General features: G+C 60.9%; 17 protein-coding genes and 1 pseudogene. 8 read left to right on the forward strand and 10 right to left on the reverse strand.

Features of this window, described 5'->3' with window-relative positions:
* Window positions 1-118: 118 nt before the first annotated feature.
* Window positions 119-1,051, reverse strand: a complete 933-nt coding sequence (locus ACTJLB_RS22905; RefSeq protein WP_440784545.1) for a 2-hydroxyacid dehydrogenase — start codon at window positions 1,049-1,051, stop codon at window positions 119-121.
* A gap of 182 nt (window positions 1,052-1,233) precedes the next feature.
* Here ACTJLB_RS22905 and ACTJLB_RS22910 point away from each other — a divergent pair, with 182 nt between their 5' ends.
* The gene (locus tag ACTJLB_RS22910; protein WP_440784546.1) at window positions 1,234-2,712 is read left to right on the forward strand and encodes a diguanylate cyclase domain-containing protein; all 1,479 of its coding nucleotides are present in this window, start codon (window positions 1,234-1,236) and stop codon (window positions 2,710-2,712) included.
* Window positions 2,713-2,799: 87 nt separating this feature from the next.
* Window positions 2,800-3,142, forward strand: a pseudogene (locus ACTJLB_RS22915) (zinc ribbon domain-containing protein YjdM).
* Between the two features lie 10 nt (window positions 3,143-3,152).
* Here the strand turns inward: ACTJLB_RS22915 and ACTJLB_RS22920 are convergent.
* Window positions 3,153-4,142 (reverse strand): AraC family transcriptional regulator, encoded by a 990-nt coding sequence (locus ACTJLB_RS22920; RefSeq protein ID WP_440784547.1) that lies wholly within the window; start codon window positions 4,140-4,142, stop codon window positions 3,153-3,155.
* A gap of 343 nt (window positions 4,143-4,485) precedes the next feature.
* Between ACTJLB_RS22920 and ACTJLB_RS22925 the strand changes: the two genes are divergently transcribed.
* Both ACTJLB_RS22925 and ACTJLB_RS22930 read left to right on the forward strand, forming a co-directional pair.
* Window positions 4,486-5,538 (forward strand): NAD(P)-dependent alcohol dehydrogenase, encoded by a 1,053-nt coding sequence (locus tag ACTJLB_RS22925; RefSeq protein WP_440784548.1) that lies wholly within the window; start codon window positions 4,486-4,488, stop codon window positions 5,536-5,538.
* A gap of 776 nt (window positions 5,539-6,314) precedes the next feature.
* Window positions 6,315-7,271, forward strand: a complete 957-nt coding sequence (locus ACTJLB_RS22930) for a LysR family transcriptional regulator (protein ID WP_087754457.1) — start codon at window positions 6,315-6,317, stop codon at window positions 7,269-7,271.
* A gap of 44 nt (window positions 7,272-7,315) precedes the next feature.
* Here the strand turns inward: ACTJLB_RS22930 and ACTJLB_RS22935 are convergent, their stop codons facing one another.
* On the reverse strand, window positions 7,316-8,452 hold the full coding sequence (locus ACTJLB_RS22935) for a nucleoside hydrolase (RefSeq protein WP_440784549.1): 1,137 nt from the start codon (window positions 8,450-8,452) through the stop codon (window positions 7,316-7,318).
* A gap of 151 nt (window positions 8,453-8,603) precedes the next feature.
* Window positions 8,604-9,578 carry a hypothetical protein gene (locus tag ACTJLB_RS22940; protein WP_440784550.1) on the reverse strand — a complete coding sequence of 325 codons (975 nt, stop codon included), beginning with the start codon at window positions 9,576-9,578 and terminating at the stop codon, window positions 8,604-8,606.
* Window positions 9,579-9,703: 125 nt separating this feature from the next.
* Between ACTJLB_RS22940 and ACTJLB_RS22945 the strand changes: the two genes are divergently transcribed.
* The 4 genes from ACTJLB_RS22945 to ACTJLB_RS22960 all read left to right on the forward strand — a co-directional run bounded on the left by ACTJLB_RS22945 (window position 9,704) and on the right by ACTJLB_RS22960 (window position 16,651).
* Complete coding sequence (locus ACTJLB_RS22945) at window positions 9,704-10,549, forward strand: M15 family metallopeptidase (protein ID WP_027805001.1); 846 nt, start codon at window positions 9,704-9,706, stop codon at window positions 10,547-10,549.
* A 273-nt stretch (window positions 10,550-10,822) separates the two neighbouring features.
* A complete protein-coding gene (gene tssM, locus ACTJLB_RS22950; protein ID WP_440784551.1) occupies window positions 10,823-14,692 on the forward strand; it encodes a type VI secretion system membrane subunit TssM in 3,870 nt (1,289 codons plus the stop codon).
* Window positions 14,689-15,681 (forward strand): type VI secretion system-associated protein TagF, encoded by a 993-nt coding sequence (gene tagF / locus ACTJLB_RS22955; protein ID WP_392395234.1) that lies wholly within the window; start codon window positions 14,689-14,691, stop codon window positions 15,679-15,681. The genes tssM and tagF overlap by 4 nt, the downstream gene beginning before the upstream one ends.
* A gap of 4 nt (window positions 15,682-15,685) precedes the next feature.
* Entirely contained in the window at window positions 15,686-16,651 is a 966-nt protein-coding gene (locus tag ACTJLB_RS22960) for an OmpA family protein (protein WP_020070387.1), read from the forward strand.
* A gap of 95 nt (window positions 16,652-16,746) precedes the next feature.
* Here ACTJLB_RS22960 and tssA read toward each other — a convergent pair whose 3' ends face one another.
* The 6 genes from tssA to ACTJLB_RS22990 all read right to left on the reverse strand — a co-directional run bounded on the left by tssA (window position 16,747) and on the right by ACTJLB_RS22990 (window position 24,685).
* Complete coding sequence (gene tssA / locus ACTJLB_RS22965; RefSeq protein WP_088175981.1) at window positions 16,747-17,865, reverse strand: type VI secretion system protein TssA; 1,119 nt, start codon at window positions 17,863-17,865, stop codon at window positions 16,747-16,749.
* A 36-nt stretch (window positions 17,866-17,901) separates the two neighbouring features.
* Window positions 17,902-20,577 carry a type VI secretion system ATPase TssH gene (tssH, locus tag ACTJLB_RS22970; protein ID WP_440784552.1) on the reverse strand — a complete coding sequence of 892 codons (2,676 nt, stop codon included), beginning with the start codon at window positions 20,575-20,577 and terminating at the stop codon, window positions 17,902-17,904.
* Between the two features lie 33 nt (window positions 20,578-20,610).
* Window positions 20,611-21,705 carry a type VI secretion system baseplate subunit TssG gene (tssG, locus tag ACTJLB_RS22975; RefSeq protein ID WP_440784553.1) on the reverse strand — a complete coding sequence of 365 codons (1,095 nt, stop codon included), beginning with the start codon at window positions 21,703-21,705 and terminating at the stop codon, window positions 20,611-20,613.
* Window positions 21,669-23,507, reverse strand: coding sequence for a type VI secretion system baseplate subunit TssF (gene tssF / locus ACTJLB_RS22980; RefSeq protein WP_087754465.1), 1,839 nt, complete (start codon window positions 23,505-23,507; stop codon window positions 21,669-21,671). The genes tssG and tssF overlap by 37 nt, the downstream gene beginning before the upstream one ends.
* A 111-nt stretch (window positions 23,508-23,618) precedes the next feature.
* A complete protein-coding gene (gene tssE / locus ACTJLB_RS22985; RefSeq protein WP_020070382.1) occupies window positions 23,619-24,098 on the reverse strand; it encodes a type VI secretion system baseplate subunit TssE in 480 nt (159 codons plus the stop codon).
* 83 nt (window positions 24,099-24,181) lie between these two features.
* Window positions 24,182-24,685, reverse strand: coding sequence for an Hcp family type VI secretion system effector (locus tag ACTJLB_RS22990; RefSeq protein WP_020070381.1), 504 nt, complete (start codon window positions 24,683-24,685; stop codon window positions 24,182-24,184).
* Between the last annotated feature and the right edge of the window lie 2 nt (window positions 24,686-24,687).

Raw genomic sequence — 24,687 nt, forward strand, 5'->3', positions numbered from 1 at the left:
ACCATGACGCGGGATACTCATTATGAATCTACCGCGACGCCATTGCACCTCTGGCAAATGCGTAGGCGGCGGCGTTCACAGAGGTCGCAATGGACAGACCAAAGACAGCGGCGTCTGGTCAGATCGGGGTCAACACAGGCTCGCCGGCGAAATGCCGGGCAGCGTTTCGCAGAAAATTGTTCACGGCTGCCGCTATCGCGTCGGGCGAGCGTCCGCCGACGTGCGGGGTCAACACCACGTTGCGCAGCTTCAGCAAGGCAGCAGGCGGCTGCGGTTCGCCCTCGTAGACGTCGAGTGCCGCGCCTGCGATCGTCCCTGCTACGAGCGCCTGCGCGAGCGCCGCCGTATCGAGCACGCTGCCGCGAGAAACGTTGACGACGAAACCATCCGGGCCCAGCGCCTCAAAAACCCTGGCGCCGATCAGATGATGCGTACCCGCACCGCCGGGCGTCGCGATCACGAGGAAGTCGCACCATCGCGCGAGTGCTTCGACGCCGTCGAAATACGATAACGATGTGCCTTCGCGCGGCTTGCGGTTGTGATAGCCGATCTCCATGTCGAAGCCCGCGCCGCGCCGCGCGATCTTCTCGCCGATGTTGCCGAGCCCCACGATGCCGAGACGCTTGCCCGAGACGTCCGGACGCATCGGCAATGCATCGCGCCATACGCCTTCACGCGTCGCCTCGTCGAGTCGCGGCACATCGCGCACGATCGACAGGAGCAACGCGAACGCGTGGTCGGCGACGCAGTGATCGTTGGTGCCCGCTCCGTTCACGAGCACGATGCCGCGCGAGCACGCATGGTCGACGGCAACGTTTTCATAGCCCGCGCCGAGTGCGCTGACGAATTCCAGCTTCGGCATGCGATCGATCTCAGCCGCGCTGATCCCGCGTGTGCCGTTCGTCAGCACCGCGCGGATCGTTGCGCCGTGAGTGGCGATGACAGCGGCATGTTGCGCCGGATCGGGCGCGTAGACGCTATCGAATTCCGCCTCGATAGAAGCGCGGCTCGCGTCGTCGAGATGAATGAGAATCAGCAGAGAAGGCTTCATGTCCGTCCTTTTTCCGGTGGCGTGTGTGCAGGTTGGCAAACGAAACGTGTCGAATCGAGTGTAGCAAGACCAATTATTGCGTGCTGACGCGAAGCCCTGCTCCAAGCCGATGAAAGCCGTTTGTTTTTTAGGCGGCTTCAAAGGGGCCGTAAAATAGCCGGACTTTTCGCTAAGAGAACCTCATGCTGGATACTCTGCCAGGCGTCCCCAAGCCCGCCAACGACGATTCGAAGATGTTCGACCTCGCGCCCGTCTCGCTATGGGTCGAAGACTTCAGCGGCGTGCGCGATCTGTTCGACGCATGGCGCGCCGAAGGCGTGACCGACCTGCGCGAGCACTTCGCGAATGCGCCCGAACGGGTTGCGGAATGTGCCCGTAGCATTCGCGTCATCAAAGTGAATCAGAAGACGCTGACGCAATTCGAAGCCGCCGATTTCGCCACGCTCAACGACAATCTCGCCACGGTGTTCCGCGACGATATGCTGAAGACGCACCTGGAAGAACTGTGTCAGCTGTGGGCCGGGCAAGCCCACTTCACGAGCCAGACCGTGAACTACACGCTTGGTGGTCGGCGCCTCGACGTACTGCTGAAGGGCTCGGTGCTGCCGGGTCACGAGGAGCGCTGGGACCGCGTGCTGGTGTCGGTGGAAGACATCACCGAACTGGAGGCGGCGCGGCGGCGCGTGACGCTCGCCGAGGAATATGCGCGCGGCCTGTTCGAGCATTCGCCGGTATCGCTATGGGTCGAAGATTTCAGCGCGGTCAAGCAGCTGCTCGATCAGGCGCGGGCGGCCGGCATTAGCGATTTCCGCGTATTTACCGATGTGCATCCGGAGTTCGTCGAGCGCTGCATGCAGGAGATTCACGTGCTCGACGTGAACTGGCACACGCTCGAAATGTTTGCCGCGCCGGACAAAAAAACGCTGCTCGCGCGCCTGCCGGAAGTGTTCCGCGACGACATGGGGCCGCATTTCCGCGAGCAATTACTCGACCTGTGGGAAGGCAAACTGTTCCAGCAGCGCGAGGTGCTCAACTACTCGCTCGACGGCAGCGAGGTGCACGTGCATCTGCAATTCTCGGTGCTGCCCGGTCACGAAAAGAACTGGGACCTCGTGCTCGTCGCGCTGACCGATATCACCGCACGCAAGAAGGCCGAAGCGTACCTCGAATTTCTCGGCAAGCATGACGTGCTCACCAAGCTGCGCAATCGTTCGTTCTATGTGGACGAACTGAACCGGCTCGAGCGCAAAGGTCCGTGGCCCGTCACCATCATCATGGCCGATCTGAACGGCTTGAAACGCGTGAACGACCAGCTCGGCCACGCTGCCGGCGATGCGCTGCTGCGCCGCGCAGGCGAAGTGCTGGCGAAAGCGATGGAGTCGCCGTTCCAGGCCGCCCGTATCGGCGGGGACGAGTTCGCGATCCTGATGCCAAACACCGACGAGCGCGGCGGCGCGGCGATGATCGACGCGATTCGCCAACTCGTCGAAATGAACAATCAGTTTTATCCGGGCTCGCCGCTGAGCTTTTCAATGGGCGCCGCGACGTGCCAACGCGGGGACCGCCTTGAAGCCGGCGTTCAGCGCGCGGATCTGTTGATGTACGAAGAAAAACGCTCGCACTACGAACTGCGGCCCAGTGTGGACGCCAGCGGCGTCTGAAAGCGGGATAGCGCGACGCAGGCGTCGGCTATACTCGCCCCCTTAACCGATCCCGATCCTCGGCGCACGCGCCCTCCGAAAAGAACCATGTCGACAATTCCCGCCTGCCCCCCAATGCGCAATGGACAACACTTACCCGGACGGCGAGAACTATGTCTGCCCCGACTGCGCGCACGAGTGGCCAATCGCCGCCGTCACATCCGCTGACCAGTCAGACGAACGCGTGGTCAAGGACGCCAACGGCAATGTGCTCGCCGACGGCGATGCGGTAGTGCTCATCAAGGATCTCAAAGTAAAGGGCTCGTCGATCACACTGAAAATGGGCACGAAAGTAAAGAGCATTCGGCTCGCCGGCGGCGATCACGAGGTGGACTGCAAAATGGACGCCGGCAACTTCATGTTGAAGGCGGCGTATCTGAAGAAGGTGTGAGGCAGCGCGCTTACACGGCCGTGACATAACGTGCGACTGGCTGCACGATTCGCGGCGGCGGTGAGTCGTAGATTGCCCGCATGCGCTTCACTTCGTCGACGGGACTCAGGCCAAACAGGCGCTTGAATTCCCGGCTGAATTGCGAGGCGCTTTCATAACCTACGCGCGCCGCTGCGGCGCCCGCATTCAAACCGTCTTGCACCATCAACAGGCGCGCGTGATGCAAACGCGTGGTCTTCACGTATTGCATCGGCGAAGTCGCTGTCACTGCCTTGAATTGCGCGTGAAAAACAGCGAGGCTCATGCCGGCTTCCGCAGCAAGGGTATCGACGTCGAGCGCGCCGTGATAATCGGCGTGGATGCGACGCAGCGCCTTTGCAACGCGGCCAAAATGATTCTGGTGCGTGAGCGCCGCGCGAATCGCGTCGCCCTGCTCGCCGGTCAACACCCGATAGCAGATTTCGCGCACGATGCTGGGCGCGAGAATGCGCGCGTCGAGCGGCGACGCCAGCGCATCCAGCAGACGCTGCACCGCGCTGCTCAAAGCGGGATCGAGCGGCGTCGAGTAAATGCCGAGCGGTTCGTTCTTCGCGGCGCCTTGCGTTTCGTTGAGCGCCATCAGCAACTCGGCCACCATGGTCAGATCGACCCGGATAGAGATGCCGAGGAACGGCTGATCAAAGCTCGCCTCGGTCTCGCATTCGAACGGCAGCGGCACGGACAGCACGAGGTACTGCTGCGCATCGTACTGGAACACCTGGTCCCCGAGATAGCCGCGCTTGCGCCCCTGACACACAATAACAATGCTCGGCTCGTACATGACCGGCATGCGCGGCAGCGGGCTGTTGGCACGCATCAGGTTCACACCTTCAAGGCTCGAACGCGTCATGCCGGGCTTCGGCGCGAGCATGTCGAATACTTCGATCAGGCGCTGCTGCGCGGCGTCGGCCACTGGAAGGTCGGCTGCGGGTGACGACAGTTCGGACGAGTGCTGCGACATGACGATATAGTGACGTGCAAGAGAATAATGCTTGAAATTTAGCACCAAACTGCCTGGTGCGCTCCTCTCCAGGAGTTTTAGGCAAATCTTCAAGACATTCAGGTATTCACTGAGTGGCCGCGCGCTCCTACTATGGGAACCCTGCCGGATCATCCTTTCCGCGCTACGCCACCAGTCTGGTCGGCAGTTCAAGTTCACGAACTCGCCACCCATGCGGGCGTTCCGATCCGCGCGGTGGTCCGACGCTCTGATCGAAACATTGGCAAGACCTGGCCGCATCGGCGACATGTATCGCCAATCGCGGACGGCTTGCAACATCCACCCTCTTTTGCTGGAGCTACCCATGAGCACGACATATGCCTATGCCGCGACCGACGCCAGCGCGCCGCTCGCCCCGTTTGAAATCCAGCGCCGCGAACTGCGCGCGCACGACGTGCAGATGGAAGTGCTGTATTGCGGCGTGTGTCACTCCGACCTGCACCAGGCCCGCAACGAATGGAAGAACACCGTGTATCCCGTGGTGCCCGGTCACGAGATCGTCGGCCGCGTCACCGCCGTGGGACCGGACGTCACGAAGTACAAGACAGGCGATCTCGTAGGCGTGGGATGCCTCGTCGACTCGTGCCGCACATGCGCAAGTTGCGCCGAAGGGCTCGAGCAGTATTGCGAGAACGGTTTTGTCGGTACCTATAACGGCGTGGACCGCGTCGACGGAGAGATTACGTACGGCGGTTATTCGACTCAACTCGTCGTCGACGAAGAATTCACGTTGCGCGTGCCGCAAAATCTCGACCCCGCCGGCGTTGCGCCATTGCTGTGCGCGGGCATCACGACCTATTCGCCGCTGCGCACATGGGGCGCCGGCCCCGGCAAGAAGGTCGGCGTGGTCGGCCTCGGCGGTCTGGGTCACATGGGCGTGAAGCTGGCGCGTGCGATGGGCGCGCATGTCGTGCTGTTCACCACGTCGCCGTCGAAGATCGAGGACGCGAAGCGGCTAGGCGCACACGAGGTGGTGATCTCGAAGAACGCGCAAGAAATGGAAGCGCATGCGAACAGCTTCGACCTGATTGTGAATACGGTGGCTGCGCCGCACGAGCTGAACCCGTTCCTTAACCTGCTCAAGCGCGATGGAACGATGACGCTGGTAGGCGCGCCGGAGCACGACCATCCGTCGCCGCAAGTGTTCAACCTGATTCTCAAGCGCCGCCGCCTGGCTGGCTCACTGATCGGCGGAATTGCCGAGACGCAGGAGATGTTGGACTTCTGCGGTGACCACGGAATCACTTCGGATGTCGAAGTCATTCCGATGCAGAAGATCAATGAGGCGTATGAGCGGATGTTGAAGAGCGACGTCAAGTATCGATTTGTGATCGATCTCGATTCTTTGCGGAAGTGATTGAGAGGGTTGCTGCCTGCGGCGCGGTATTTTTTTCGCGCCTGCGGGCGGTGGCTTTGTTTTTTGCTTTTTGTGGTTTGGAGTTCTGTTTCTGGGTGGGACCTTTGGCCTTTCCTTGATTTCACGGCGGTCTATTAGCGTTGCCCCTGTGCGGGGCGGCACTTACTTTCTTTGCCGCCGCAAAGAAAGTAAGCAAAGAAAGCGGGCTCAAACCGCTAGCTCATAAGTGGGCGCCGTGGTCTGCAACCGGTAGTGGTGCATCTGGAATCTGTGCTCCCGCACATTCCACGCTCGTGACAAAGCAGTCATTCTTCCGGCAGCGCTTCGCGCGCCGTGGCGGTCGTTCATAAAACCGTCGGTACTTTTTGTTGCGGGCAGTCATGTCGCGCCCAAGTTTTCGATCGGAAGTACTACCGATACGCGTCAAAGCGCGCACGGTGTTCCGTGCACCTTTCCGACGAGCGCACCGCGCGAGGCGGGATGTATGACTGCCTTGTCACGAGTGCGGAATGTGCGAGGGCACGGATTCCAGATGCACCACTGCCCCCTCTGAGCCAGGGGACCCACTTATGAGCTGGCGGTGTGAGCCGCTTTCTTTGCTTACTTTCTTTGCGGCCGCAAAGAAAGTAAGTGCCGCCCCGCACAGGGGCAGCGCTAGTAGACCGCCGTGAAATCAGGGAGAGGCCAAAGCGTCCAAAGAACCCCAGCGTAATCAATCAAACACCCAAACAGCCCGCCGCAAAGGCAAAAAGCTAACCCCAAACGAGAGGCACCGAATGATAGACAGAATAACCGCCATGCGCACATTCATCCGGATCGTGGACACGAACAGCTTCACCCGCGCAGCGGAATCGCTGAACATTCCGCGCGCGACGGCGACTACCATCGTCCAGAATCTGGAAGCCCTGCTCGGCACGCAGTTGCTCGCCCGCACCACGCGGCGGCTCAGCGTCACTCCGGAAGGCGCCGCCTATTACGAACGCTGTGCGCAAATCCTCGCCGATATCGACGAAATGGAAGCCAGCATCCGGCACGCCACCGATAACCTCACCGGCCGTCTGCGCATTGAAATGCCCGGCTCGGTGGCAAGCGCAATCGTGCTGCCTGCGCTCGACGACTTCCATACGCGCTATCCCAACCTCGACCTTGCCGTTGGCGTCAGCAACCGTACGGTGGATCTGGTGTCCGAAGCAATCGACTGCAGCATCCAGCTCGGTGAACTGCCGGACTCGAATCTCGTCGCGCGGCATCTCGGCACGCTCGAGCATGTCACCTGCGCAAGCCCTGACTATCTCGCGCGATACGGCACGCCTACCGACCTCGACGACCTGCGCGGGCACGTCGCGGTCAATTGCATGTCGCCGCATAACGGCCGCGAAGTCGCATTCGATTTCGAAGTGGACGGCGAAGCGCAAAGCGTCAAGGTAAATGGTTTCGTGAAGGTCAGCGACGAGCAGGCGTATCTCACCTGCGGACTGCAAGGCCACGGGCTCATTCAACCTGCGCGGATCGCCGCGCAACCGTACCTCGACTCTGGACTATTGCGCGAAGTACTTCCGCAATGGAAGCCTGTGCCCATGCCTGTTTCGGTCGCCTATCTGAAGAATCGCCGTGTGTCGCCCCGCGTGCGCGCATTCGTGGACTGGCTCGCGGAGTTGTTCGAAAACGCGGAGCACGTCGATCAGGACCTCTCGCGCGTGCGTCAATTGCTGCGTGGCTTGCATCCCGCGTGAAGCGGATTCATGCAGCCTCGCAGCAGTACACGCGTGACAGTAGATCAGCCTGGCAGCGGCACCGGCCGGGTCAGCAGGTCCACATAGAAATTGAAGAAGTTCTGGTTGTCGAAGCGTTTGACGATCGTCATCTTCTGCAAGCCAGCCGGCGGTGAGCTCGCATAGCCGGTAGCTTTGCCGTCATTTGCACCGAAACTCGTATCCACGTCCACCCACTCGTCCACGGTCTGGGTCGCAAACGAAGGATGCATCAGGTACCCGAGTGTCAGTGTGTCCCATATGTTCGTGGTGTAGTTCGGGTTCGTCTCGAAGCCGTTCTTGCCGTCGAAACCGTAGCCATTCAATGTCTTGAACAATTGAGTAACGATGGTCTGCTTCGTTGGATCGTGTGCAATACGGTCGTAAAGCGCCTTATCCATTTTCACGGTGTCTGTCACGTCGAGCGGCACGACGACCTGCTTCACCGGCAGACGCAGCACCTCTTTCGCTGCTTGCGGATCGAACCACCAGTTGAATTCCGCCGTTGGTGTCGTATTGCCCGGCACGTCGATCGCGCCTCCCATATAGATGATCTGCTTGATCAACGGCACGATCTCGGGATGCTGACGCGCGGCGAGTGCGATATTGGTCAATGGTCCGATTGCAAGAATCGTCACCTCGCCGGGATTCTGCTTCACTGAATCGACGATGAAATCCACCGCGCTTTTGCTCTGCACCTTGGTGTGCGTCGCGAAGCCGTCGGGCGGTGCCACGAGGTCGCTATCGGACTTCGGCTCGGGCGTGCCCCAAGCGCCGAGATAGCCGTCGCCGCCGGGGAATTGCGCCATTTCTGCCTGGATCGTGGCGAAGTCATGCGACAGTGCATAGTTTGCGCCCGCATAGACGCCGATCTGCTTTTCAACGCCGAGCCGCTCGACGGATTTCAATGCATCCGCCACGCCCTGCTTCAACCATTGATTACCCGACACTACGGTAATGCCGAGTACTTTCAGCGATCCCTGCGCCTGTAATTGCGCCGCCATGACGCCGAGCTGGCCGTCGTCGCTCAGCGTGTTGTAGTCGCTGTCGATAATGACCTTGGGGGGACTGGAGGGATTCAGTTCGCTGCCGCCGCATGCCGCAATGACCAGAGCAGTCACGACGCTTGCTACATAGCTCAATGCCACGAAAAACCGCTTCATTGATGTCTCCTGTTCTATCGCATCGGTGTGCGACTAGGGAGAGTCATCATAGACTTAAAGACGCCGAAATCAAACCGTAGTATCGACGAGGCTCGCGGATAACGCGAACCTCGCCAAGGCCTCTCGAACAGAAAACTCGTATGGCAAAGAGTCAGGGCTGACGCGCTTGCTGCGCAGAGCCTGGGCATGCGGGGTCTTTGCCCCAATGACCGTCGCACACGCGCCAGCGGCACAACTGGTCTTCGAAAAAGCCACGCTGCCCGCACTCTTTTACGCGCTCGGCAAGCTTTGCATTGCCCGGCGCCGCCGAGGTGGGCACCTTGGCGGCCGGATTACTTCCGCCCGCCTTGCTGTCCGCCGGTTTGGTCCGTGCAACGAGCGCGGCCAATAGATCGGCGTCCGAATCATCTTTCGACGTCGCGCCCGGCTTCGCTTTCTTCGTCTGCGTGGCGGCGGTCGTCGTGCTCGAACGATGGTTGCCCGCGCTTGCCGTTACGGTTTCCTTCTTGCCGTGCGCCGCGGCCTCGTGCTTGCTCCTGCTCGCAACGGCCGTTGAACTCTTGTCGTGCTTCGCCGCCGACGCAACCGCTGGCGCCGTTGCGGACGCGCCTGAGACCGGCGCGACCGCAGCAACCGAGGTTGAAGCGCCACTCGGCACCGCGCCGTCAGCAAGCGCCCGCGACAAGCGGTTGTCCGCGAGACCCGCGGACGCCGATGCAGAAGAAGCCGCGGCTTTGCTGTCGCTGTCATCGGCGATGATCGTCGCCGCTTGCGACGATGCCGGCGCGGACGCTTGCGCATTCGCGGCGACCTGAACGGTTGCGCTCGCGACGGAGGCCGGTACGGCGGCCCTGGCGACGTTGGCTCCACTCGCGGGCAAGGCGCCGGCGACCGGCTCCGCAGGCGCACGTTGTTGCATGTGCCACGCGCCCCATCCCCCCGCCGCGATTACAAGCAGGGCGACCAGCGCAAGAGGCGTTCTTGACCGGCGTGGTTTATCGCTAGGCGGCGCGACGCGGCCTTCCAGATTCGCAAGAATTCGCGAACCATTGCCATCTGCGCCTTTAGCCTTATCGGATAACAGGCTAGGCGGGGCTTTGGAATTTGAATTTTCCGGCGCACTCATTCACTGTCTCATTGAATCCTGGATTATTTCGCCGTGATAATACTGCTCCGGCTCCTCTCCGAGCAGGCCTGATTCTAAGAGCAAGCATTACAAAATACAATTGTTTCCAATTTCCGGGGTCGCCATTGATTGCCGTAGTACTTCTTGCCTATTTCGCCATCGCGGTTGTGATCGCCGCAATGCTGCTTTTGCCGGCAGTCCGGGCTTCTCTATTAGACGCTGCACTGACCATTCATGGACGCGTTATGCGCGGGGCATCGCGTAGCGCATCCGTCGCGCGCGGCCAATTAGCACGCTCGGCAAGAATTTCGCAATCCACTGCGGTGGATATGAAGAAATTACTGGCGCGTCGGCGCTTGCTGATTTTTACCACCACAGGTATTCTTGCGACGCCGCCATTGGTGGCATTGGCATTACGCGGCCGGCAGTTATTCCAATTCGACGAAACAGCACGGGTACCCGACGAGAAAATTGCCGCCTTACTAAACGGCGAACAGCTCGTACCCCCGCCGCCGCTGCCGCCGGAGGTGTTTGCCACGCGTGAAGTCGAGCAGATCCGGCCCGCGCTTAAAGATGCGAGCCGCGACTGGAATCTGCTCGATGCCGATTTCAGAACGCGTTTATTGCTCGTCTACAAAATCATGCACGAGCAGCACGGGTACGAAATGGCTTTGCTTGAAGGTTATCGCAGTCCGGAGCGGCAAAACCGGCTCGCGCAAATGGGGAGCAACGTCACCAATGCCGCTGCGTTTCAAAGCTATCACCAATACGGTCTTGCGGCGGACAATGCGTTTCTACGCGACGGCAAGCTCGTCATTTCAGAAAAAGATCCCTGGGCGATGCGAGGCTATCAGTTATATGGGCAAACAGCCGAACAGGTCGGCCTGACATGGGGTGGCCGCTGGAAAATGATGGATCTCGGGCACGTTGAATATCACAAACCCGGCTTCGTCCTCGGACGGGGTCATTAAGACGTAACGGGTACAAGAGGCTGGAAAATGGGGCGTTCAATCATTATTTATGGCAAAAAGCGGCAGTGCAAACCGCAATCGCCTATACAACGGTGCATTCATCAGGCCGCTATTTGCAAGCACCGCACTCACGCATTTAACAATTCACCCATTTTCATGTTTGTCCCGAACCCGCTTTCGTTTTCTTTCGCTTCGGTTTCAAACGCTGCACTCGCGTGATGCCCTTTGCCACAGCACGCGCCACAACACCAATCATCAAGACCTGAACGGCTTATGCGACGCATTCTCAACGTGTTGACCCATCCACGCACGCTCTCGATCATCGGCCTGCTCGCGCTCGCTGCTGTGTTGTTCGTCGGCGCCGATACATTGCAGATCGATCTGATGTGGCCGGCCATCGCACTCGGCGTGGTCATCGCGCTATGGCTGCTCGTGTGGGCGGTGCGCCGCCTGCGCGCGCGGCGCGCGAACCGCAAGCTCGGCGAGATGCTGGAACAGCAGGCCGAGAAACAGAGCACCGAGGCCGGTCCTGCGCCAACGCCCGCCCGCCAGGCAGAACTCGACGTGCTGCGCACGCGCCTCGTCGATGCAGTGAAGACCATCAAGACCTCAAAGATTGGTCAGGTCTCGGGCGGCTCCGCACTGTACGAGTTGCCGTGGTACATCGTGATCGGCAACCCCGCCGCCGGCAAGAGCAGCGCCGTGTTGAACTCAGGCTTGCAGTTTCCCTTCGCCGACAAGAACAACGCGGTAATTCACGGCATTGGCGGCACGCGCAACTGCGACTGGTTCTTCACGACCGAAGGCATTCTGCTGGATACGGCCGGCCGTTACTCAGTGCATGAAGAAGACCGCACCGAATGGCTCGGCTTTCTTGGCCTGCTCAAACGCTTTCGGCCGAAAGCACCGATCAACGGGATCATCGTTACGGCGAGCATTGCGGAGCTCACCAGCAGCAAGCCGGAATTTGCAATCAATCTCGCGAAGAACCTGCGCCAGCGCGTGCAGGAATTGACCGAGAAGCTCGAAGTTTTCGCGCCTGTCTACGTGATGTTCACGAAGGCAGACCTGATTACGGGCTTCACCGAATTCTTCAGCGGCAGCGACCGTCATGAATACGACCGCGTGTGGGGCGCCACCCTGCCCTACGAACCGGACGAGAAGCGCGACGTGGTGGGGCTTTTCGACGAGCACTTCGAAGAACTGTACGACGGCCTGAAAGAAATCAGCGTCGCGCAAATGTCAATCAATCGCGGCAATAAGCTCTCGCCCGGCCAACTGAGCTTTCCACTGGAATTCTCGACGATCAAGCCGGCATTGCGTGCTTTCCTTGCCACGCTCTTTGAAACGAACCCGTTCCAGTACAAGCCGATCTTCCGCGGCTTTTATTTCACGAGTGCATTGCAGGAAGGCGAAACCAATAGCTCCGCAGCCACGCGCATCGCCAACCGCTTCGGCCTGAGCGCCGACAGCCTGCCGAAGCCGCATAGCGCATTCTCGAAGAACGGCTTCTTTCTGCGCGATCTTTTTTCAAAAGTGATTTTCGCAGACCGGCAGACGGTCAAGCAGTTTGCAAGCCCAGCGAAAACGCGCATGCGCTATGCAACGTTCTTCGGCTTCGTCGCCGCGCTGGCGCTCGCACTCGGCGGCTGGACCTGGTCGACCATCGGCAATCAGCAACTCGCCGAGAACGTGAAAGCCGACCTCGACAACGTGGTGCGCCTGCAGCAGAACCGCAACGATCTGCAGTCGCGCCTGCAGGCCATGGACGTTCTCGAAGACCGTATCGACCAGTTGGAACAGTTCCGACGCGACAAGCCGCTCGCCGTTTCATTCGGTCTGTACCAGGGCGATCGTCTCGAAGAACGCCTGCTTACCGAGTACTACAACGGCGTGCGCCAGATCCTGCTCGATCCGGTTTCGCAGAACCTCGCGTCGTTCCTGAAGGAAGTCAACGCGCATCCCGATCAGCTTGCGCCGCTCAACCGCACGCCCGATGCGGCTGCCATTCCCGTCTCGGCTCACACGGCCATGGCGGCGAACAGCCAAGGCGGGCTTTATAGCGACGCGTCGCCAACCAACGTCGAAGACGCGTACAACGCGCTCAAGACGTATCTGATGCTAAGTGACAAACGTCACGTGGAAACGGCTCATCTGACCGACCAGGTTGCGCGTTTCTGGCGCGGCTGGCTCGAAACGAATCGCGGCAACATGCCGCGTGACGAGATGATCCGCAGCGCGGAGCGCATGATCACGTTCTACCTGTCACGCGTATCCGACGACGACTGGCCGATGATCGACCAGAACCTCGGCCTCGTTGACCAGACGCGAGAAAACCTGCGCCGCGTGGTGCGCGGCATGCCGGCGCGTCAGCGTGTCTACGAAGAGATCAAGGCGCGCGCGTCGACCCGTTTCGCGCCAATGACCATTGCGCGCATCGTCGGCGAAAACAATACGGCGCTCGTGGCGGGCAGCTACGCGATCCCCGGCACGTTCACGCGTGAAGCGTGGTTCCAGTACGTGCAGCCTGCAATCCGCGACGCCGCGACGAAAGAACTGCAAGCGAAAGACTGGGTGCTCAACACCTCTGCTCACGACGACCTCACGCTCGAAGGCAGCCCTGAGCAGATTCAGAAAGCACTCGTCACGATGTACAAGACCGAGTACGCAATGCACTGGCAGAAGTTCATGCAAGGTATTGCGGTGCAGAGCTTCGGCAGTTTCGGACAAGCGGTGGACGCAATGAACCGTCTCGGCGATCCGCAGGATTCGCCCATTCGCAAAGTACTCGAAACTGCTTACGACCAGACCTCGTGGGATAACCCGTCGCTTTTCAATGCGAACCTGAAACGCGCGCAAAGCGGTGTGACGAGCTGGTTCAAGCAATGGTTCGCGCGCGCGCCGACCGGTCAATTGAACGCGAACATCGACATCAACGGTAATCCAGTTGAATTGCCGATGGGCCCGATCGGCCAGGAGTTCTCCGCGCTCGGCCGCATTGTCGTGACGGGCGACAACGGCTCGATGCTGAAGGGCTACATGGACACGCTGTCGAAGGTCCGTACGCGCTTTAACGTCATCAAGAATCAGGGCGATCCAGGGCCGGGCGCGCGCCAACTCATGCAGCAGACGCTCGACGGCAGCGGCTCCGAGTTGGCCGATTCGCTCAAGTATGTCGACGAGCAGATGTTGACGGGTCTCACCGACTCACAACGCAAGGCGTTGCGGCCGCTGCTGGTGCGTCCGCTGATGGCCGCGTATGCCGTGGTGATTCAGCCCGCGAGCGTCGAAGTGAACAAGGTGTGGAATGCGCAGGTGTATCAGACGTTCCAGAATTCGCTGGCGAACAAGTATCCGTTTGCCGGCGATGCGAAGGTCGAAGCCGGCGCGGGTGAGATTGCGCAGGTATTCGGACCCGACGGTTCGATTGCGAAGTTCGTCGGCACCACGCTCGGGCCGCTCGCGGTGCGCCGCGGCGACACGCTCACCGCCCGCACATGGGGCGACATGGGCCTCGCGCTCACGCCCGACTTCACCAACGGCTTCGCGCGTTGGGTCGCGCCGCTCGCCGGCGGCGCAGCGGGTGCGTCGGCGGGCCAAAGCTCGGCCGAGCCGCAGACGGTGTTCCAGATTCTGCCGCAGCCGAGCAGCGGCACGACGGAGTACACGCTCGCGATCGACGCTCAGCAGATGCGCTACCGCAACACGCCGCCGCAGTGGACCAACTTCGTGTGGCCGAATCCGTCGGGCTCGCCAGGCGCTACGCTGAACGCGACGACCTTCGACGGCCGCACGCTGCAGCTCGTCAACGAGCCGGGCCGCTACGGTCTTGAGAAGCTGATCAACTCTGCGCAACGAAAGCGCCGCCCGGATGGGACCTTCGACCTGTCGTGGACCCAGGGCAATGTGACGGTGGCGGTTAGCATGCGGATCATCAGCACGTCGCAAGCATCGGGCAGCAGCGGCGACGCGCCGCAACAGCAGAGCCTGCGCGGTTTGCGCCTGCCGTCGTCGGTAGCGGACGTGAGTGCGGCGGCCAACTCGGTCACCGCAACGGCCACGAATACGGCGGCGCCCGCGTCGCCAGCAGCGCGGCCGGCCACGGCCGCCACTGCGGTTTCGAACACAGGGAGTGCGCAATGACGCAGACCGTGCAGGCGCAGATCGCGTACTTCGGCAAGATTCCGTCGCGTGGGGACTTCGTAAAAAGCGCGCACAACCCGCAGTTGCTCGCCACGCTCGACCGCTGGATCGCCGAGGCAATGGAATTGCTCACTGACGATCCGCGCTGGAAGATCGTCTATGAAAATGCGAAGCCCATGCACTTCGCGTTCCTCGGTTCGCGCAGCAAGCTCGCCATTGCGGGCCATATGGTGGCGAGTCACGATCAGTCGTCGCGCCGCTTTCCGTTTCTTGCGGCAACGGCACTCGAAGTCGAAAAGCCGCTCACGTTCCTCTCACACAGCCCGCTCGCTTTCGCGCGTTTGTGGTCGCGCGTGTCGGCGCAGATGAAGCCTTTGCTTGGCGGAAGCGAGCCGGCCGGCGCATTGCAGGCGCTGGGCGAAACGCAGGTGCCGATCGAGATTGGCGGCGGTCCGGGCAATCCGCATGACGGCACCTTCAACGACTTTGTCGAGCACCAGACGCTCGCCGGGCTCGAACAGATGTTGCTGGCAAGCGGTCATCCTGTGCGCTTGCGCGGCGCGATGCTCGCGCTCGGTTCTCTGCTGCGTCCCGTGATGCAAAGCGGCTCGTCGCATCTGGAACGCGGACTCACGCTGCCGCTGCCTAACGATCCGTTCTATCGCAGTCTCGTTGCGGCATTCTGGCTCGAACTGATCGCGCCGTTCGTCGCGCAGGCGGATTTCGAACTGGCGATCTTCATCGGCACGATCGCAGAGCGCGAGCGGCTCATTGTCGGCTTTAACGGCGCGTCGGCGAAAACGCTGCATAGCGTGGTCGATCCGCAAGCCTATGCAGCACATAACATCGACATCGACGATCCCGAGTGGATCGACGAACACGCACAAAACGATCATGGCATCAGCAAGCTTGTCAGCTACCTCGACCAACCGCAACTGTCCTTGCGCGTCAGCATCGACACGTTCCGCGAAGCCTTCACGGGAGCGTAATGCAATGCTGAACTCACGCACCAGGATCGCCGTGCTACTCGCGGGCTTGATGTTCAACGCTTCGGCGCACGCCGACAACGACGGCCCTGCCCGCGTCACACCGGTCGACAACAGCGGCATTTCGATTCGCACCACGACACTGCCCGCGCCTTCGGCCAGCCCCTCAGCTACGGCGGGCAACGTGGGGCCCGCGGTGAACACTGCCGGCCTCGCGAGCGGCACGACCGGTGCGGGCACCGGTGCCGTCACGGCATCGCCGCCGCCCGCTAACGCGGCGCCGGGCCAGGTCGTGGTGGGCGGCAAGGTACCGGACGAAGCGACCAAGGCGGCCGTGCTCGCACGTTTGCGCGAGACGTATGGGGCAGCCAGCGTGGTCGATCAGATCGAAGTCGCGGACGTCGCGACGCCGCCTAACTGGTCCGCCAACGTGCAAAAGCTGATCGGGCCGCAACTGAAGCAGATCAGCAAGGGCCAATTGAAAATCGACGGCACGCAGATCGACGTAAAGGGAGAAGTACGCAACGAGTCGCAGCGTCAGCAACTTGCGAGCGATATGGCAAACGCGCTGAATCCGACCTATACGATCAAGAACGGTCTGCGCGTCAGTGCATCCGAGCAGGGCCTGCTGGACCAGACGCTCGCGAATCGTACGATCGAATTCGAGACCGGCAGCGCGACGCTCACGCCGCAAGGCCGCGCCATTCTCGATCAGATGGCTGCTGCGATGCTGAAGATGACCACGAAGACGGTGGCGATTATCGGTCACACCGACAACTCGGGTAACCGAACCTCGAATATCGCTTTGAGCCAGGCACGCGCCGATGCCGTGAAGGGCTACCTCGTCGCGAAGGGCATTCCGCCGCAACAGATGAGCACGACCGGCGTCGGGCCCGATCAGCCGATTGCATCGAACGATAGCGCCGATGGGCGCGCACGCAATCGCCGAATCGAGTTCCGCGCGGGTTCCTGAGCGGACCAACGCGTCAGCACGTGAACTGCTCGCGTAAAAAAACCTGGCTCGGTCAAGCGACTCGAAGCCAGGTTTTTTAGTTTTAGCGCGGACCTCTAGCCGTTTTCTTCCGGCTTTACGCCGAGCAACTCGCGAATATGCGCGAGCGATCCGTCGTCTTTCACCACGGTCGAAAGCCACTGATGCAACGGCATGTCCGCGGCCTCGGCGGCCTTGTCGGCGAAGTAAGCCGCGGGATTATGCGGCTCCGTAGTGCGAAAGAACCGGGCCACCGCGCGCAACTGCGCGACGGCTTGCGCGCGGCTCTGGATTCCTGCGATTGCGTGGGTCGGCGGCGTCGTCAACACGGGCTCCTCGCGTTGCGGTGAAGTTTTGAAGGTGGGTTCGGCCCGTTCCAGTTCGTGATGCGTCGGCGCACTCGATCTGTCGACAGACGTCGGTTGCGCATCTGCATTCACGCCCAGTTCGCGCGCAAAACGTTCGGCCAGACGATAAACGCTTTCATATGCGTCTTTCGCCTGACGGAAGCTCGGTGCCGAGTCAGCGGCGCGACGGTCCAGTTCCTGTTCGAGTGCGAGCATTGCCGCTTCGAACGCCTTGAGTTCGGCCAGCAGCGTTGAGTAAAAGGCGGGCGGCGTCGCGCGTTTCGATGCGTCGATCTGCTCGATCGACGGCTTGCCGCGCGCAATGTCGTCGGCATGATCGGGATCGCGCTTCACAGCTTGCGCAACGTGTGTCGCCACGTCCCAATCGATCGTGCTGTACAGGTTGCCTTGCGACGACGTAAGCGGCATGGCACGCAGCAGATCGCCAGTGCGACCGACAAGCCATGCAACGTTGCCGAGTCGATATTCGGTGTCGTCGCCTTCCGGCAGCGGATGGACTGTGTCCCAAAACTTCTCGCACAACCCCGCCAGCAGCGTATAACCCTGCGTGAGTCCGCTCACGCCTTCTTCTATGGCAAGCGCTTCCGTGAGCCACACGGCGAGTCGCAAGTCTTTGGTCTGCGTCTGCAGCAAAGCGCTCGATCGCTCGATAACGAACGGCCAGTCGGCTTCCTTGATCTCGGTGATCCATTCGCCTTGATCGAGCGATGGATCTTCGAAACGCCGGGCGTGCTGGATCGCATCGAAGTCGGCGGAGAACAGCAGATCTTCGCCACAGGGCGCGGCTTCGCTGATTGGAGCGAGCAGCGTGTTCAGATTGGTCGGCATGGCACAGAGCTATCAGAATGCATTTGTGAAATTTGCTTAGGCGACGGCGTATTCGAACTCGCCAGCCTCGCTTGCGCGCACCGAAATACGTTGAATCGCCACGCCGTTGGCTATGCGCTCCAACACGTGTTGTGCGACTTCGGGCAACAGCGTGCCGTTCAGAATATGGTCGACGTTGCGCGCACCGGAATCCACTTCGGTGCAACGCGCGAGGACCGCATCGACGAGAGACTCGTCCCACTCGAACACCGCCTTGTGATTCGATTCTATGCGGCGGCGAATCCGCTCCAGCTTCAACGCGATGATCTCGGCAAGCACGTCGTCGGAAATCGGATAATAGGGCACTACTTTCATGCGCCCGAGAAAAGCCGGTTTAAATGCTTTGTACAGTTGCGGACGCAAGGTCTCCGCAAGCGCATCGGCGTCAGGCAACTCCTCGGCGGTTTTGTTCAGGCACGCCTGCATGACCGCTTGCGAACCGACATTCGACGTGAGAATGATCAGCGTATTACGGAAATCTATTTCGCGGCCTTCAGCGTCATCCATCGTGCCCTTGTCGAACACCTGAAAGAACATTTCGAGCACATCGGGATGGGCCTTTTCGACCTCATCGAGCAATACGACCGAATACGGGTTGCGGCGCACCGCTTCTGTCAGCACACCGCCTTCGCCATAGCCGACGTAGCCCGGCGGCGATCCTTTGAGGCCAGACACGCTATGCGCTTCCTGGTACTCGCTCATGTTGATCGTCACCATCTTGCGTTCGCCGCCGTAGAGCACATCGGCGAGTGCGAGCGCCGTCTCGGTCTTGCCGACGCCCGACGGTCCGACGAACATGAACACACCACGCGGCTTGTTCGGATCTTCGAGATTCGCGCTTGCCGTGCGCACTCGTTGCGCGATGGCTTCGAGTGCATGATCCTGTCCGATCACCCGCGCGCCAAGTAATGGCTGCAGGTTGAGCACAGTCTGGATTTCGTCCTTGACCATGCGGCCGAGCGGAATGCCTGTCCACGACGCGACGATTTCCGCTACGACGTGGCCGTCCACCTGCAACGGCACCATGGGCTGACCGCCCTGCAACGCATGCAATTCGGCGACGCGAACCGCGAGCGTTTCGCGCGCCTGTTGCGCCTTCGCCGCTTGCTCCGCGTCCGCGCTACTCACCCGCGCGGCGTCGATCTCCGCCCGCAAGCCGACGATCTCGCTCACCAATGCGCGCTCCTTGTCGTAGCGCGCTTCGTCTTCGGCGAGATCCTTCAGGTCTTCTTCGCGCAGTTCGCGCAACTGCGCGAGCCGTTCGTCGTGAAGCGCCCCGCTCGCCACTTCGCGCTCCAGCGCCGCAATTTCGGCGTCGATACGCTCGAGGCGCTTCTTCGTGTCGTCGATGGCGGCCGGTGTCGAACTGTGCGCGAGCGCGACTTTCGCGCATGCGGTGTCAAGCACGCTGATCGCCTTATCCGGCAGTTGCCGGCCGCTAATGTACCGATGCGAGAGGCGCACTGCCTCAGTAATGGCATCGTCGAGCACCCGCACGTTGAAGTGCTTTTCCATCAACGACGCCATGCCGCGCAACATCGCTGCCGCCAACGTTTCGCTCGGCTCTTCGATCTTCACGACCTGGAAACGGCGTGCCAGTGCTGCGTCTTTCTCGAAGTACTTCTTGTACTCACTCCAGGTGGTCGCAGCGATTGTGCGTAATTCGCCGCGCGCCAATGCCGGCTTCAGCAGATTCGCCGCATCGTTCTGGCCGGCCTGCCCGCCCGCGCCGATGATCGTATGCGCCTCGTCGATGAACAGGATGATCGGATGCGGGCTCTTCTTGACCTCGTCAATCACGTTCTTCAGGCGATTCTCGAATTCGCCCTTCACGCTGGCGCCTGCTTGCAGGAGGCCCATGTCCAGTACATGCAGCGCCACGCCTTTCAGCGGTGCAGGCACGTCGTCTGCCGCAATGCGAAGCGCGAGCCCTTCGACCACCGCAGTTTTACCGACACCCGCCTCGCCTGTCATGATCGGATTGTTCTGTCGACGCCGCATCAGTATGTCGATGGTCTGGCGAATTTCGCCTTCGCGGCCGATCACCGGATCGATCTTGCCTTCACGCGCTCGCTGCGTGAGGTTGCTGGTGTAGGTATCGAGTGCCGGCGTCTTCGACGGTGCGCCCACCGCCGCCTCCGTTCTCGCTGCATCGCTCGCGCTTTCGTCCGGATTCTGCGCCGCATCGCTGCGCTCGACTTCGCGAGAGCCTGCAGTCAACTCGTCGAACTTATGCTTCAGATCCGTCACACGCACATCGCCCAGCAATGGCGACATCCGCTCGGCGAATTGTGCGAGATCGGGTGCGCTCAGCAACGCGAGCAGCAAATGCCCTGAACGGATGCGCCCAATCTGCGAGTCGAGCGACGCAATCAGCCATGCCTGTTCGAGCAGATCGATCAGCTGTTTCGAGAACACCGGCGTACGCGTATTGCCTGTTTTCAGGCGCTGCAACTCACGCTCGATATCCGCACGCAACGCATGTGGATCGATCCTGCTTGCGCGCAGCACCAGCGCAACATCGCTTGCCGGTTCATCGAGCAGCGCAAGCAGCAGATGTTCGAGGTCCACCTCGTAATGACCGCGGGCAAGACAGTTGTTCGCCGCCAGCAACGCTGCTTGCCGGCAAGTCGGATTCAGTTTCGCGATCAGGGTATTGAGGGACGTGCTCATGTCGTGCGATCCGGTCAGGTTCTATCGTTATGGTCAGTGAATCACGTGCAGTTCGTAACGCGCATCCATGCGGTCGCGCTCGGCGTCGCGTGTACAGAGAAACGCGTCCCAACCGAGGCGTGCGCCCTTACTGAGAAGCGTCGGGCCCACTGCCTCGCGGCGCAGCACTAGCGCCACTTCGTATTCGAGCGTGATGCCCGCCAGCAGCGTAAGCATGCGTTCCAGCGCAACGGCGCGGTCCGCACCGGGCAGAAACGCCTCGTAGTCGGCTTTGTCGAGCGGTCCGATCACGAGCCGCGCGCGCATGTCGCGCTGCCAGACGCGCTCCCCCGCGAGCGCAGTCGCGCCGAGTGTTGCGTTGACGCTGCCGAGCAGCGTCAATTGATCGCGCGGCACGTCATACCATTTGCCGACGAACTGCTCGACACGCACCGGCACCTTGAAATATTCGGACAACGTGCGTTGCAAATACGCTGCCGACACTGGCCTGTGCCGCGCGGGCAGCGTATAGCCGGCAATCGCTTCGTCGAATAGCGCGCCCTCGCCAGTTTGCAGACTGGTGCGGGTGTCGTTGTCCGCAACGCCCGCGAGCGCAAGCAGCAACGGCAAGTAGCGTTCGTCGCGATCCAGTTCGTAATGAAACGGCAAGCGGTACTTCTTCCACGCCGCGTAAAAAAGCGCGGTGGCGCGATTGGAAAACACATCGAAGAATTCGCGCGCGGCGCGGTCGCGCTTGATCTGTTCACGGGCGATGATCTGCTCGGTGTAGTGCAGCGGCAACGCGCCCTGCCCGCCGAGCAAGCCGAAAAATGCCGGCGTGATGTCCACTTTTTCGAGCGAGCCGTCTTCGAGCGCTGCCGTACGCTGAGCCTTTTCCTTTAGCGCAGTGCCTTCGTCGTCGTACGATTGCGCACCGTGAATCTCGCTCGGCGGGAACGACATGGAGAGCGAATTGCGAAACGCAATGCGCTGCGCGACGATATCGCCGGAACGTCCGGTGTCAGACGGCGATTGTTGTGCGAACCACTTTTCGAACAGCCGCACCGCCTGAAAAAATTCAAAGCGATGTGGTTCGTCGAGAAGCTGCTCGACTACGCCAGGATCGATTCGCCGCTGCGCGGTTTGCATCGCAAGATCTCCTCGCCAGTGCGCTTCGACACGACGACCAGTTGCACAAAGCTGTTCAGATGCACATACAGCCCAAAGAATGTGTCGATCACGCGCACGAAAGACGCGAGACTCGTGCCGACAAAATGCTCTTCGTCGATGGTCAAGCGAATCTCAATGCCGCGCACGAACGTCGCGAACGGTTTGCCGGGCAGCCATTGCACGGCCGCGCGCTGCTCGATCCCGACAAGACCGTCGATATGCCGCGCCGACACCGCCGTACGCCGCAAATCGTAGAGCACCAGCATTTCCTTCAGCGCGGAAAGCCCGCTATTCGCGAGCGACACATGGTTCAGCGCGAGATGCGAAATGAGCCGCCAATGCGCGGCCCGGCCGCGTTCGAAACGCACACTCGGCGTGGGCCGGCGCAACATCGTAATGCTGCCCGTCAGCGACCCGCCTTCGAGAAAGAGATCGCCGCCTTCGAGACCCACGGCGAGGCCCGCTGGCAAGTCGCGGTTCGTACAGGTCAGATCGAGACTCAAGGTGTCGGTTTGCGGCGCCGCCGGTTCAAAGTCGATGTCGACAATCGAGATTTCGGTCTCGTAGCCTGGGCTCTTTTGCGCGACCCAGTCGTTGCGGCGCGCGAACCAGTAGTGTCCGGCGCGTGCGGCCTCGCCGTGATGCAGCGAATAGAAGGGCCTGAATTCGGTGACCGATTCCTGATGCGCCTGTTGCCTGACGAGCTTGACCGAATCGATCGAATAAACCTCGTAGGCAAATGCGCGGCGCGCTTCAGCAATCACCGGGTACGAGACCGCCTGATGGGTCACGCGAATCGGTTCGCCGTGCTGTTCGAACAGATTCACCACCGGCGTGCAGAAGAGACGGAAATGATGCGCCGACAAAGCGTCGAGAAGCCTGGCGACATGCGAATCGCTGCGCACTTCTTTCAGCACGACGTGCAGTGTCAGGCGTTGGCAGCGCCCTGTCGCGCGCGTCATTGCGGTCAGATCGAAGTCGGCGAAATTGAATTTTTCCGGGAATGCAAAGTACTCGGTGAGGAGCCGATAAGCCGGATGGGACTTGGCCGGATAGTCGATTAGCGCGTCTTGCTCGTCAAAGCCTGCCTGCACGAGCGGCGATGCACGCAGTTGCGTCCATACGCCGCGCCGGTCGGCTTCGACATATGTGGCCATTGCATTGACGAACAGGCAGTCGGCGAGCGCCGCAATGAACGACTGCTCGCCGTGCAGATGCGCGCGCAACGTACCGACCTTCAACGCGGACAGATCGAGTTGCGCAGCGGTGGATTCGAAGGTGATCGAGACGATTGCGGTCGCATTGCCGGGTAGCACGGTCGCGCTGGGCGCCATTGCGACTGACGTGTACTTCGCCTCGGAGATACGGACCGGTGCGAGCGTGACGTCGTATGCGGTCCGGAAACGGCATTGCACGCCGCGAATGGGCCGCGACTTCAGCTCAGTACCGCGTTCGATCGTGACCGGTTCCGTCAGATGACTCAATGCGGCAGAGTTGCCCAATTGCGCAATCGAACACGACGGAAATGGCCGCAGATAATGCGGATACAGCACTTCCAGCAGCGCTTCGGTGAACTCGGGGTAGTCGTCGTCGAGCTTCTTGTTGATGCGTGCGCCGAGCAGCGCGAACGACTCGATCATTCGCTCGACATGCGGGTCCTCGCAGTGCTCGCCCGACATGGCAAGACGCGCGGCGATCTTCGGGTAGCGCTCCGCGAAGTCGCGCGAATAGCGCCGCAAAAATGACAACTCGCGCTCGTAATACGGCAGCAATTCTTCCATCGATCTAATCCCCGGACCCGAACCTTCTCCGCTTCGTTACCGCCGCCGATGCGCGTGGCGGCGGCGGGGAAGCGGCATTGAAGCCAAGCGGTATCAAGCTAAAAACAGCGTCTACAATTTTGCGCGTGCGCGCGTCACCGAGTATTGCAATGTGGACGGCTGCAACATCGCGTCGAAACTCACCGGTTCTTCTGCCGGATGAACGACCAGCAGCGCCTGAATTGCGAAATTCAGCGCGTTGGTCGATTGTTCGTTCAGTTCGAGCGTGACCGATACCTGCTGCAAGCGCGGCTCATGCCGCGCAATTGCCTGTTGAATCGATTTGCAGATGAACGTGCGGTCATAGTGACTCGCGAGACTCAGTCCTGCGAAGTCGTTCAGGCCATACGTGAGCACGGAGCGCTGACATTCGGGCAAAGCCGCGAGCTCATGCTCGGTCAGCGCGATGCGCGTGTTCAGTATCGCTTCAACATCTCGCGCGACAGTGCCCTTTAACTCCTCCAACGACAATTGCCGCATCGCCGGTGAAGCTGGCAAATGCGGTTCGTCGTCGAACAGCTTGTCGAGAAAGCTGGGTTCGAAGCGTTTCATCGGCGTCCGAAGAAGCGGTTAGATGCAGTGCGCACGCCATGCGCTGCAGCCCTTCCGGGCCGCGCGCCGCGTGCGCCCATGCATCAGACCGCGTACGTCTTGTCGTTCTTCGTCAGGCTCCACGCGCCCTGCGCGTTGCCGCCCTGGTTGCCGCCGATCTTCTGCTGCGTGTACTTCCACTGCACGGCTGCGTACTTCAGCGAGAACTGTTCGGTAGGCAGACCTTCGCCAACGACGCTCGGCGTCACGCTCGAAATGATCACGTACTTCAGCTTCACTTCGAGGTACTTGATGCGATTACCTTCGCCGTCCGAACGCATGAAGTCGATGGTGACTTCGTCGAACGTCGTGCCGCCCGAAGCGTGCTGATAGATCAGCGGGCTGACTACGTCGATGTCTTTCGTGAACTGCATGTCCGCGTGTTCGCAACGCTCAGACGTGTGGCCGCCCGCGGTCGAAGCCGTGGCCGAGCGCGGTTGCGTGATCGAGTGGCTCCACGAATCGATTTCGATCCAGCCAGCGTGATCTTTATCGGCAGACTCGCCTTTGATCGCCGGATTGCCGAATTTTAAATAGATGTCCTTCATAA

Origin of the sequence: Paraburkholderia sp. 22098 (assembly GCF_052045935.1) — a bacterium.
GTDB lineage: Bacteria > Pseudomonadota > Gammaproteobacteria > Burkholderiales > Burkholderiaceae > Paraburkholderia > Paraburkholderia caledonica.